Source organism: Thermoanaerobaculia bacterium (assembly GCA_035593605.1).
GTDB lineage: Bacteria > Acidobacteriota > Thermoanaerobaculia > UBA2201 > DAOSWS01 > DAOSWS01.
The window spans coordinates 77,403-89,225 of sequence record DAOSWS010000011.1 but is presented as its reverse complement, the minus strand read 5'-3'; the positions used below and the strand labels follow the sequence as shown (position 1 = coordinate 89,225).

General features: G+C 51.9%; 11 protein-coding genes. 8 read left to right on the top strand and 3 right to left on the bottom strand.

All coding sequences use genetic code 11. The annotated features are described in order from the left end of the window. A complete protein-coding gene (locus tag PLD04_07285) occupies positions 1 to 1,137 on the top strand; it encodes an ABC transporter ATP-binding protein (protein HXK68134.1) in 1,137 nt (378 codons plus the stop codon). Between the two features lie 85 nt (positions 1,138 to 1,222). Here the strand turns inward: PLD04_07285 and PLD04_07280 are convergent, their stop codons facing one another. Then, positions 1,223 to 1,939 (bottom strand): protein-L-isoaspartate(D-aspartate) O-methyltransferase, encoded by a 717-nt coding sequence (locus PLD04_07280; protein ID HXK68133.1) that lies wholly within the window; start codon positions 1,937 to 1,939, stop codon positions 1,223 to 1,225. Continuing rightward, on the bottom strand, positions 1,939 to 3,540 hold the full coding sequence (locus tag PLD04_07275) for an amidohydrolase (GenBank protein ID HXK68132.1): 1,602 nt from the start codon (positions 3,538 to 3,540) through the stop codon (positions 1,939 to 1,941). Before PLD04_07275 ends, PLD04_07280 begins: the two co-directional genes overlap by 1 nt. A 101-nt stretch (positions 3,541 to 3,641) precedes the next feature. On the opposite strand from PLD04_07275, the gene PLD04_07270 reads away from it, so the two are divergent. From PLD04_07270 to PLD04_07245, 6 genes are all read left to right on the top strand, one after another. Continuing rightward, positions 3,642 to 3,770, top strand: coding sequence for a hypothetical protein (locus PLD04_07270; protein HXK68131.1), 129 nt, complete (start codon positions 3,642 to 3,644; stop codon positions 3,768 to 3,770). Then, entirely contained in the window at positions 3,767 to 5,104 is a 1,338-nt protein-coding gene (locus tag PLD04_07265) for a GGDEF domain-containing protein (protein ID HXK68130.1), read from the top strand. The genes PLD04_07270 and PLD04_07265 overlap by 4 nt, the downstream gene beginning before the upstream one ends. Next, positions 5,101 to 5,973, top strand: a complete 873-nt coding sequence (locus PLD04_07260) for a diacylglycerol kinase family protein (protein ID HXK68129.1) — start codon at positions 5,101 to 5,103, stop codon at positions 5,971 to 5,973. The genes PLD04_07265 and PLD04_07260 overlap by 4 nt, the downstream gene beginning before the upstream one ends. Before the next feature lie 109 nt (positions 5,974 to 6,082). Beyond that, the gene (locus tag PLD04_07255) at positions 6,083 to 6,931 is read left to right on the top strand and encodes a sulfide/dihydroorotate dehydrogenase-like FAD/NAD-binding protein (protein ID HXK68128.1); all 849 of its coding nucleotides are present in this window, start codon (positions 6,083 to 6,085) and stop codon (positions 6,929 to 6,931) included. 8 nt (positions 6,932 to 6,939) lie between these two features. Then, on the top strand, positions 6,940 to 8,349 hold the full coding sequence (gltA, locus tag PLD04_07250) for an NADPH-dependent glutamate synthase (protein HXK68127.1): 1,410 nt from the start codon (positions 6,940 to 6,942) through the stop codon (positions 8,347 to 8,349). A gap of 10 nt (positions 8,350 to 8,359) precedes the next feature. Continuing rightward, positions 8,360 to 8,992, top strand: coding sequence for a ferritin family protein (locus PLD04_07245; protein ID HXK68126.1), 633 nt, complete (start codon positions 8,360 to 8,362; stop codon positions 8,990 to 8,992). Here the strand turns inward: PLD04_07245 and PLD04_07240 are convergent. Beyond that, a complete protein-coding gene (locus PLD04_07240) occupies positions 8,989 to 10,878 on the bottom strand; it encodes a diguanylate cyclase (protein ID HXK68125.1) in 1,890 nt (629 codons plus the stop codon). The genes PLD04_07245 and PLD04_07240 overlap by 4 nt on opposite strands. A gap of 165 nt (positions 10,879 to 11,043) precedes the next feature. Between PLD04_07240 and PLD04_07235 the strand changes: the two genes are divergently transcribed. Next, entirely contained in the window at positions 11,044 to 11,823 is a 780-nt protein-coding gene (locus tag PLD04_07235) for a glucose 1-dehydrogenase (protein HXK68124.1), read from the top strand.

The window sequence follows — 11,823 nt, the reverse complement described above, 5'->3', positions numbered from 1 at the left end:
GTGGTATTAGAGCTGGTTGACGTCTCGAAAACTTATCGTATCTATCCAAAGCCTCGGGATCGAATTCTCGAGGTTTTTTCTTCAGTTAAACGCCATCAGGAGATCTGTGCCCTGAAGGATGTCACATACGCATTGTCCCATGGTCGCAGTCTCGGCCTGATTGGTGTAAACGGTGCCGGAAAGTCGACGTTGCTGAAACTGATTGCGAAAACGTCATTTCCAACTTCGGGTGAAATACGGATTCAGGGGAGAGTGGCGGCAATCCTGGAGCTGGGAATGGGATTTCATGGTGAATTTTCCGGACGGGATAATGCCGTGCTGAATGGGGCCATGCTCGGTCTGACCGAAGGTGAGATCCGGAAACGGCTTCCGAGCATGGTCGAATTTGCAGAGCTTGGGGATTTCATTGACAGGCCGGTGAAAACATACTCGACGGGTATGGCTATGCGCCTTGCCTTTGCGGTGGCCACCCACGTAGATCCCGATATTTTGATCATTGATGAAGCTCTGGCGGTTGGGGACGGGTATTTTCAGAAGAAATGCGTTGATAAAATCCGTCAGTTCCGTGAAATGGGACGTTCCATTCTACTTTGCACCCATGCGCTCTACTATATTTCCCAGCTCTGCGATGAAGCCCTGTGGCTGGATGGCGGCATGGTACGCATGGCGGGGAAAAGTGATGATGTGGTGGTTGCCTATGAAACCTACCTCAACTCGCGCCGTCAGGCTCTTGAATCGGGCGGCAGGGATACGCTATCCGATCTTCCCGCAATGGTTACCTCTGTTACGATCGAAGGGGAGGGGCGGCCGGGAGACAGACTGTCCATCCATGTACAGTGGAAATCGAAGGATCCTGACCTGAATTTCCGTCTTGGCATTGTTCTTGATCATTCTGCGGGATTGCCCGTTTTCTCAACGACTACGCCTTCCGTCTATTCTGGACGAGATCATTATGAAGCAACGCTTGTGATCGATAAGGTTCCCTTTTTAAAGGGCAGTTTTGATATCACCGTCTTTCTGGTTGATGAAGCGGGCTTGAACGTCTTTCATCAGGTCAGGGAAAAGGGAATCTTTCAGGTTAAACATGAAGACTATCCCGTGGGATTTCTTACCCTTTCCCATCGATGGCTGGAGTAGCCCATATTTCTGTGTCCCGGGATGGAGTCAGGATTGCATCGCCCATCTACATGGAGGATATTGTGGCCTTTCCAATCAGGCAGGCCTATTCTTCAGTCCGTTCGACCTCTCCGATCATGGGAACAAAACGAACCGGAATGACATCCTGAACCATGGCGTCGCCCTCTTCCTTTGTGACCACTTTGAGCTCCTGAACATATCGCCCAACGGGAATTACCATTCTTTTTCCGACCTTGAGTTGTTGAAGGAGCGGTTCAGGAATCTTGGGTGAAGCTGCCGTGACGATGATCCCGTCGTAGGGCGCCGCTTCAGGGTATCCCTTATACCCGTCACCGACCAGGACCGTGACGTTGGGATAGTTCAAAGAGGCTAGAATTTCCTTTGCATGGCGTGCAAGACTTGGCAATATTTCAATGGTATAGACTTCCACACCCATCTCAGCCAGAATGGCGGCCTGATAGCCCGATCCTGTTCCAACCTCTAAAACGCGGTCTCCTTTATTTACATGAAGCAATTCCGTCATCCGGGCAACGATATAGGGCTGGGAAATGGTCTGACCTTCCCCAATAGGAAGCGGGTAATCGGCATAGGCCTCGGCCCTGAAGTTTTCCGGTACAAACCTGTGTCGGGGAACAACCTTCATCGCGCGAAGAACATCGGGATCTTTTACACCCCTGCGAATGATCTGTTCTTCCACCATTTCTGTCCGCTGTTGAATTGAAGTGTCGATCATTTTCCTCTCATGGTTGGAAGATGCCGGGCTGCACGCCATCATCAGAAGCAGGAGACACAGAAAGCGCATCACCACTCACCTCCATGGGTAATTGTACCATTAGCAAGGGTGAGCCGGCATCGGGCCACGGACACGGTCGCGGGATCAGAGACGAAATCATGGTCAAACACTGAAATGTCCGCACTGGCCCCCGATTCAATTCGTCCCCGAAGCCTTTCCTGGCGTCCGGCTGACTGGGCTGTCAAGGTGTAGGCACAGAGAGCCTGAGCGGCAGAAATCCGATGGGGTCCTTCCAGGGAAGCCTCAAATCCCTGAAGCGGATCGGGAGATTCGACGGGAGCATCGGAACCAAAGCATAGAGGAATCTGGTTTTCAAGAAAGAGATTCCATGCGTAGGCATAGTCCATCCGGTCTCCTATCCGATCCGGGGCCCAGGGACGGTCAGAGACATAGTGATAGGGTTGCATACTGGCATAGATCATCCATCGCTGAAACACGGGAAGAGCCTCGGGAGTAATCACCTGGGCATGCTCAATCCGCCATCTGGGATTCGGGTCCATTTCTTTGATGGAATCCGCGTAAATGGTAATCACTTCGTCCACAGCACGATCTCCAATGCAATGGGTTGCCACCTGGAAATTGTGCCTGGATGCCATTTCGCATACGGTGCGGATATGTTCGAGAGGAGTCACCATCAGGCCCATGTATCCCGGGCGATCTTTGTAGGATTCATGGAGCCAGGCTCCCCGGCTTCCCAGAGCCCCGTCTGCGTATAATTTGATAGTTTTGATCCGTAACCATCGATCTTCATAGGGACCTCTTTGAAACCAGGAGTCCAGGAGTTTCGGATTATCATCCAGCATGAGATTGGAAAATACCTTCATCTTTCCCTCTCGCGCGAGAGCGAAATAGGCATCCAGGATCACTTCATCTACACCCGCATCATGAACAGACGTGACACCCAGGGAGGCATAGAAATCCATAGCCTTCCGAAGGTGATCCATCCTGTCTTCGATCGTTGGAGGAGGAATAAGCATTTCAACCAGCTCCTGGGCCCTGTCAATCAGAATTCCTGTGGGGATGCCCTGCTGATCCTTAAGAATTTCCCCGCCGTCGGGAGAAGGTGTATCGGCATCGATCCCGGCAAGATGAAGTGCCTTTTGGTTTACGAGGGCAGCATGACCATCAACACGTTCCAGAAAGACGGGTAGATCCGTGATTTCTTCCGATAAAAGCCGGTTATCCGGCATCTCCGGGTTTTTCCAGAGATTCTGATCCCATCCGCGTCCGACAACCCAGTGATCGGTATCGATTGTTTGAGCATACCTGCGGGTGCGCTCAACAAGGTCCTCCAGACTTGGAACACCTCTCAGGTCCAGCTGTGACATGGCTTTTCCCAACCCTGCCGGATGGGCATGTGCGTCAACAAAGCCAGGAAAGACGGTGGCTCCGTGGAGGGATAGGACGCGACAGCCGGGAGGCGCTTCCAGATCGGAGCCCACTCTGGAAATGGTGGAACCTGTGATCAGGATGTCCAGGTTCCGGGGAGGTTCTGCGGGGTTGGTGTAAACCCTGCCATCCTGAAGGAGAAGAGTGGCCGTAGGCTCGAGCCGGTTGCATGAAAGAAAGAACATACTGCATATCCACAGGAAGGAGACCAATCGTTTCATATTCTCATCATACCCCAGGTCCCGGAGAGCGCCAACCACAGAACGAACACGAAGGGAAGGACATCGAGCGTTCCATCTGATACAATAGTTTGAATCCAATCATGGAACGATTCTACCCCGGAAGCATGGTTACAGATCTCTATGTAAGAACCGGTTCACGCCAGGTGATCCGGGGTTCTGCATCATTTCTCCTGCCCGTTTTCCCCATTTTGGGAGATGGTGCCCTGTGAAACCGTCGGAAATCAGCCCTCTGAAAATTGTCGCTTTTATTGTTGATTATTCAAACGATCCGGTACCGGAAAAAATTATTCGTGAACGATTTGATACGGATCGTGAAACCATAAAGGAACTCGTGAACCGTATGTCCCGGGAGGGTATTCTCGTTGTCAAGAAAAAGGGGAGACAGAAAATGTTCAGCCTTCCCCCCGTATCGGAACAAAAAGAGCTTTCCGTTTTTTTTAATAATCTTGTCACGCTGGAGGAGGAATGGCGTGAGCGGTTCTCCGATGAGGAATCGTCAGGGATCACTTCGCCCGTTACAGAATCCTCAGGGTCCATCTCCAGGTTCCTCGATCACATGGTGTTTCTCGAAGAAACAGCATCCATCATCCTGACCAGTCTGGAAAAATTGGACTTCAGCAAAGTATTCCTGGAATCATTCAAACGTCTCTTTTCCGCCGTGGATTATGATATTGGCATCGCTCTTACGGTAGGAGCGGAGCTGAAAGTTTACCTTCTCAGTCGGACAGGTGTTTCTCCTGAAGTCAAGAGGGAGGCAATCCGCTCAGCTCGGGAGCTGATGAACCTTGTTGTTGCTCTCCCCTTTGTACCAACTGAATTTTCCATCGAACTGGATCTTGAGGAAATGGAGCCCTGCCGGGGAAAGGCGATTGTCGATCGAATCGGCGTTTCCTTCGAGCGGGATCGGATGACACCGGGTCTGCTGGCGCTGTTTCGACTCAGTGATTCCCCATTTCTTGCGGATGAGAAACAGGTCCTCGATGTTCTCAGCTCTCAGATCTCTCTCGCATGTATCAACATAAATGCGATGGAGAAAATACACCAGCAGGCTGTTACCGACGAATTGACCGGAATCAGTAACAAGCGTGATTTCCGGCAGAGGTTTGTCTCGGAATTTGAACGGGCCAAAAGGTACAGTTACCCGCTGTCACTGTGCATGATGGACCTGGATTATTTTAAAGCAATTAACGACCGGTATGGCCACCAGCAGGGGGATGTCGTTCTTTCGGAGGTGGCCGCCCTGATCCTGCGGACGGTAAAGGTACGGGTTTCCGATATTGTCGCCCGTTACGGGGGCGAGGAATTTGTTTTGCTGCTCCCCCATACCGGGATTGACAGAGCCAGGGAGGTGGCGGAAAAAATCCGTGCGTCGATCGAAGGCTTTGATTTTCCCGGGGAAGCTGCCTCGATTCGCTGTTCGATCAGCATCGGTGTAGCATCCCTCTCCATGGGAGATCATGGTCCGGATGAGTTGCTCGCCCGTGCTGATCGTCTCCTCTACCAGGCAAAGGCCCGGGGTAGAAATCTCGTCATTTCCGAATGAATACAGCGGATCTCCTGGTCGTCAACCCAAAAGGGGGAGGGCCGTGGCGAAGGGTTGTTAAGCGGGCACGCCGGGAAGTTCCCGGGCTGACGATTGTTATTCCAGAATCCCGAGATGAACTCAGAGACGAGCTGACCCGGGCTGCGGAAAAAGGCTTGTCCCGTATCCTTATCCTTGGGGGAGATGGTACTTTTTCTGAAACGGTCAATGTGGTGTACCGGCTTCAGCTTCCCCTGTCGCTCGGGTTTCTGGCGGGGGGTCGAGGAGCCGATTTCATTCGCAGCCTTCATATTCACAGGAGGGCTGGAACACAATCCCCATTGTTTACCTGTGATTGTTTTCGTGTGGAGAGCGATCTCGGAGCCCGCTATGGATTAAACGTTGTATCAACGGGTCTTTCCGGTGCGGTTGTGGAGCGTATTCAGAGTAAGGTGCCCCATCTTCCCGCCTCTCTTCTCTATATCGTTACGGCCATTCGCTGTTCGCTGAAATTTAAAGCATGCGAATTGAACCTTCGTATCGACGGGGAGAAGTATACGCATGAGCGAAGCCTGGTTGTCGCGATTGCGAATGGACGTTTCTTTGGTGGAGGAATGCCCATTGCCCCCGAGGCAAATATCTCAGATGGTATTCTGGAGGTGGTCACCCTTCCCTGGCGGCCCTACCCCGCGATTCTCAAGCTGGCGGTCGATCTCTATCGGGCCCGTCATCCAGGACGGAATGATGTGAATGTCAGAAAAGGGAAGAGAATTTCCATCGTAACGTGTGAGGGAGCTCATCTGGAAATTGATGGGGATCCCTATGGAACGTTACCGGCTCATATCGAAGTCATTCCCGGCGCGATTTCAACCTGGAATCCATCCTGGTAGCTGAATCCTTCGGGAAACTGAACTTCCTCTACACTTCCACAGTCTTCTTTTGTTGACACTTACGGTCGAGTTTGGCATACTCAATCGAATCCTGATCTAGGAGGGCTATGTGTATCCGATTGTTCGGAAAGAGGTTTTTTCACCCGTTACCTTTCTCTGGGAAGTCCGTGACCCGGACATGGCAAAGGCCGCAAAACCCGGCCAGTTTCTCATGGTTCGCCATAAAGAAACCGGCGAACGGATTCCCCTGACCATCGCGGATTTTGACATGGAGCAAGGTACCATCACGGTTGTTATTCAGGCTGTGGGTAAGGATACCCGCGAAATGATGGAGTTCAAAGAGGGAGACTCTCTCCTGAACTTTGTAGGCCCACTGGGCATTCCATCCCATGTCGAAAATTTCGGGACCGTTGTCATGGTGGGGGGCGGACTGGGAGTCGCCCCGATATTTCCTCAGCTTCGCGCCTTCAAGGAGGCCGGAAACAAGACCATCTCCATCATCGGGTTTCGATCCAGGGATCTGATCTTCTGGGAGGACAAATTCAGGAAGTACAGCGATGAACTGATCATCACCACTGATGATGGCTCCTTCGGAGAAAAGGGTCTCGTTACAAATCCTCTGAAGCGCGTCCTTGAGGAGATCAAAGTGGACCTGGTGGTCGCCATCGGGCCCCTGATTATGATGAAGGTCTGCAGTGACGTGACAAAACCCTTTGGTGTCAAAACAATCGTTTCTCTAAATTCCATCATGGTTGACGGTACCGGAATGTGCGGAAGCTGCAGAGTCACGGTGGGAGGAGAAATGAAATTCGCCTGTGTGGATGGTCCCGATTTTGACGGTCACCAGGTGGATTTTGATGAACTCATGATGAGACAGAGACGCTTTGAGAAATTCGAGAAGAAATCCCTTGAACTCTACGAGCATGAATGCCAGCTCACGAAGAAGCACGGGATCTAGGAGGTATCATGTCTGAGAAGAAGACAATTAAGACAATTCAGCCAACTCGAACTCCGATTCCCGAGCAGCCCGCTGAAGTACGAAGGACAAATTTCGAAGAAGTTGCGCTCGGATACAGGGATGCGCATGCTGCGGATGAATCCAGGCGTTGTCTTCAGTGCCCGAAACCTCTCTGTGTTCCCGGTTGTCCTGTAGGCATTGATATCCCGGCCTTTATCAAAGCAGTGGAAGAAGGCGATTTCAAGAAAGCCTATGTCATCCTGACCGATGCAAATCTGCTTCCTGCGATCTGTGGACGGGTTTGTCCCCAGGAAACTCAGTGTGAAGCCGGTTGTATCGTGGGGAAGAAACTGGAACCGGTAGCCATAGGCAGACTCGAACGCTTTGTCGGGGACATGGCCCTTAAGAACCGGTGGGTTGAAATCCCCAGGATAACCCCAAACGGAAAGAAGGTTGCCATCGTAGGTTCCGGACCTGCCGGGCTGACCTGTGCGGCGGATCTTGCAAAGGCCGGATGCGAGGTGGTTATCTATGAGGCCCTTCATGTTCCGGGTGGAGTCCTCATGTACGGGATCCCGGAGTTCAGACTTCCAAAGGAAATCGTACAGCAGGAAATCGATACCCTCAGAAAAATGGGTGTTAAGATTGAGGTTGACCGGATCATCGGAAAGATTTTCACAATTCCCGAACTGATTCACGAGCGTGGGTTTGATGCCGTCTTTGTCGGGACTGGAGCCGGTTTCCCGAAGTTCATGGGAATTCCGGGTGAGTCTCTGAACGGTGTTCTTTCCTCCAACGAATTCCTGACCCGGGCAAACCTGATGAAAGCCTACGAATTCCCTAAATATGACACTCCGGTGGATATGGGAGAGAATGTCGCCGTCATTGGATGTGGAAACACGGCAATGGATGCTGCGAGGATTGCCCTTCGACTGGGTGCGAAAAACGTCTACATCGTGTATCGGCGATCTGAAAAGGAGAGCCCTGCCCGTATCGAAGAATTACACCACGCAATGGAAGAAGGCGTTCAGTTCCATTGGCTGACCGCCCCCGTTGCTCTTCATGGAGAGAACGGATGGGTGGCCAGGATGGAGAACATTAAAATGGAACTGGGTGAGCCGGATGACAGTGGACGAAGACGTCCCGTACCCAAGGAGGGCTCCAATTACTTCCTTGACGTGGACACGGTGATCTATGCCCTGGGCACCAAGGCCAACCCGATTATTGCCCAGACCACACCGGGTCTGAATCTGAACAAATGGGGCTACATCGAAGTCGATTCCGACACGCAGATGACATCCTATCCCGGTGTTTTTGCTGGAGGAGACATTGTCACCGGGTCCGCTACCGTCATTCTGGCCATGGGTGCGGGCCGCAGAGCCGCTGCCGGCATCCTTTCTTATCTAAAACTCAACTAGGAGGCAAACCATGGCTACCCAGTGTCCAAAGTGCCACGAATTTGTAGATGATGATGCAATCTGTTGCGCGGGAATTACCTTTACCTGGAAGTGTGACCAATGCGCAAAGGTATCTGAAGGTTTTTCCGTCCCTTACGGTCGTTGCCATCTTTGTGGCGGGAAGCTTACCGTAATTCAGAAGCCACAGGATGTCGATTATGAAAAGATGGAGCCCATTCAAAAGGGATTGGAGCTCGAAAGTAATGCCTACCATTTCTACCGCATTGCGGCTGGAAAGGTGTCCGACCCTGAGGTTCAGGAAGTCTTTAAGGACTTTATGGAAAAGGAAATCGAGCACTTTAACACGATCGCTCGACGGTATCACGTGCATGAAGATCTGGATATTGATCGACGATTCGATGAGAGTGTTATCAACTGGTTAATGGATGGGATCGATTTTTCCGACTCGAAGGGATCCATCCGGAGCCTCTACAACAAGGCCATCCAGATGGAAATCAAAACGCGTGATTTTTACCGGGAGTGCCAGGCCATCGTGAAGAGTGAGGTGGAAAAGGATATTTACAGGGAGCTTGCGGCAGAAGAAGATGATCATGCCGCAATCCTGGAAACGGAACGTGATGCCTTTTTTGGACGGGAGAGTTAATCGATTTCGTTCTTTTCTTCTGGCAAGCCAGGCAGGGACCCGCTCTCGCGGGTCCTTTTTTTATTCCTGTACATCTGCTGATCGGCCTTTTTCAGAGCTTCCTCAGGGGAATCCGGACTTTGTGGATTCCAATAGGCTCCACCGAGCGAGAGGGTGACGGGGGATCCGGCAATATCCGAGAGCAGGGAATTGTTTTTCATTTCGTCCAGAATATTCTGTCGTACCACCTCCACGGCATCCCCTGTATCTGGAAGAATGACGAGAAACTCGTCTCCGCCGTATCGGACAACCGTGTCCACCTTTCTGACCCGTTTCAGGATTACAGCAGCTACCGCTTTCAGGATTTCATCTCCTGTATGGTGACCGTGGCGGTCGTTAATGTCCTTGAAGAGATCGATATCTGCCATAAGAAATGCGAGAGGTCTTCGATTTCTCATGGCCCGTTCGACTTCCTTTTGAAGGATGTGGAAGAAATATCTGCGGTTGTAGACACCGGTGAGAGGATCCCGCACGGCCTGGTCTCTCAGTTCCTGTTCCAGCCTTAACCGGTTCAGGGCTTCTCCTGCGTGACCCAGGAGAAGGGCTACCGTGCCGCGGTCCTGTTCTCCAAGGAGCCTCTCTTCCCGGGCCAGGACAAAGAGAATCGCATCTTCACCCAGGAGTCCCGATATCATAGATCGAAATTCCGGCCAGGGTTCAGGGCCCGCCAGGCGCTTGCGGATATCCTCGAAATAGGTCGTATCCTCTTCATCGGAGGGAAGAAGATCTTTCACGTCCTTCAAAAAGATCGTTTCAGGCGAGAGAAGTGAAAGATCGGACGATACGGCTGTGCGCTGGAGGATATCAACTTCGATCCAGTAGACCGAAACGTAGTTCAATCCCAGGATGTTCTGTACTGCAGAGATTACGAGATCATAAACCTTCTCTTCGGATTCAGCAACTTCCAGCTGACGTGCTACGCTCAGGAGCTGTTCCAGGGTGATCTTGGCCTGGGTCAGGGCCCGCTCGGCATTCCGCATTTCAGTGATGTCCCGGAAAAACCACACGCGTCCATGATACCGCCCCTCCTCATCTACGAGAGGTGACGAATACCGATCAAATACCCTGCCGTCGTTGAATGGAATCTCATCCCGGCTGCAGAGTTCTTTGTCGCCGTACAGAGCACGGACCTTTTCCAGAAATCCCTCCCGGTCCTTCAGCTGACTCTGAACATGGTCCAGGAGTTTCTGATCATCCCGGGTGGAAAGAATTTCCTCAGGAATATTCCACAATTTTGCAAATTGTGAATTGCAGGAAATGACGCTTCCATCCGGAGCAACGACAAGAATCCCTTCGATCGAGGTTTCGGACTGAGCCTTCAATAGAGTGGTTTTGAATCGCAGTGTGGTTTCAGCCCTCTGGCGTTCTTCGATCTCAAGATTCAACTGCTGATTGGCCCGTGCAAGTTCCCGGGTTCGTTTCTCCACCGTTGCTTCAATATCCGCACGGGTTCGCTGCAATTCAGCTTCTGCTCTTTTTCGATCCGTAACATTGAGAATTGTGGCCACGACAATCCCGGGAGAGGTTTGGAAGGCATGAATTTCGCACGCTTTGACAATGGACCCATCCTGTTCTTCAATATGCTCCACCTTGAGCGGGGTTCCCTCTCTGGCGATCTTCAGATAGGTATCGGGCAGAGATGTATCTGAAAGGCCCGGAAAGGCTTCCAGGATCGGTTTTCCAATCAGATTGTCGTGAACGACTCCGAGAATGCAGTCTGCTGCAGGATTGGCGCCCATAAGGATAAGCTCACCGGATGACGTGAGTTTGAACATCTGCATGCCCATAGGGGCTTCGTTAACGATGTTTCTGAATCTCCGCTCAGAGTCACGAAGACTTTCCAACATGAGCTTATGGGAGATCATAAATGTCCCTGGCTTCGATCCGCTGGTCGGTCAGTCCGGTTCTGTCCCATTTCAATCCTTTTATCGCGTCGTTGACTCGTAGGGCTTCGCAGTCCATTTTCCCAGAATCGCACCATTCCGTCAAACTTCCTGCGCTATAATGAAAACATGGACGAACATAATTCTTTTCAGGGAATGGTGGCCCTGGTTACAGGGGCATCCTCCGGCATTGGGAAGGCGACAGCCATCGCCTTCGCCCATAGAGGAGCTGACCTCGTGATTTCGGGACGGAATCGGGGGCGCCTTTCGGATACGGAAGCGAGGATTCGAGCAATGAAACGCGAGGTAATCGCCCTCGCGGGGGATCTGAAGGAAGCCTCCTTTCGCCAACAGTTGGTCGGGGAATGTGAATACCGATTTCACCGGCTGGATAGTGTCGTTAATGCCGCAGGCATTATTGGGAGCGGTACCCTGGAATCGACTTCCATTGGCGTTTTTTCTGAAATGTTTGAAATCAATACCACATCGGTTTTTCACATTATGCAGTTAGCCCTTCCACTCCTGCAACAATCATCAGGGTCCGTCGTCAACGTTTCAAGTGTCACAGGCCTGAGATCCTTTCCCGGAGTCCTGGCCTACTGTGTTTCGAAGGCCGCCGTCGACCAGCTGACCCGGTGTGCCGCACTGGAGCTGGCTCCTCATGGAGTGCGAGTCAACGCTGTCAATCCCGGAGTGGTAGTCACCAACCTCCATCGAGCAGGGGGAATGGACGAGCCGACGTATAAGGCATTTCTGGAACGATCCAGAGATACCCATCCATTGGGCCGGGTTGGAAGCCCGGAAGAGGTCGCGGAGCTGATCCTGTTTTTGGCATCCAGAAATGCGGGGTGGATCACGGGTGAGACGATTTCCATCGATGGAGGCAGAGCTCAGACCTGTGCGCGTTGA

Bases quoted from the DNA above. Each gene is read 5' to 3' on its own strand.
- PLD04_07260 (HXK68129.1), top strand. From the start codon at position 5,101: ATGAATACAGCGGATCTCCTGGTCGTCAACCCAAAAGGGGGAGGGCCG.
- PLD04_07275 (HXK68132.1), bottom strand. From the start codon at position 3,540: ATGAAACGATTGGTCTCCTTCCTGTGGATATGCAGTATGTTCTTTCTT.
- PLD04_07240 (HXK68125.1), bottom strand. From the start codon at position 10,878: ATGTTGGAAAGTCTTCGTGACTCTGAGCGGAGATTCAGAAACATCGTT.
- PLD04_07280 (HXK68133.1), bottom strand. From the start codon at position 1,939: ATGCGCTTTCTGTGTCTCCTGCTTCTGATGATGGCGTGCAGCCCGGCA.
- PLD04_07245 (HXK68126.1), top strand. From the start codon at position 8,360: ATGGCTACCCAGTGTCCAAAGTGCCACGAATTTGTAGATGATGATGCA.
- PLD04_07270 (HXK68131.1), top strand. From the start codon at position 3,642: ATGGAACGATTCTACCCCGGAAGCATGGTTACAGATCTCTATGTAAGA.
- gltA (HXK68127.1), top strand. From the start codon at position 6,940: ATGTCTGAGAAGAAGACAATTAAGACAATTCAGCCAACTCGAACTCCG.
- PLD04_07235 (HXK68124.1), top strand. From the start codon at position 11,044: ATGGACGAACATAATTCTTTTCAGGGAATGGTGGCCCTGGTTACAGGG.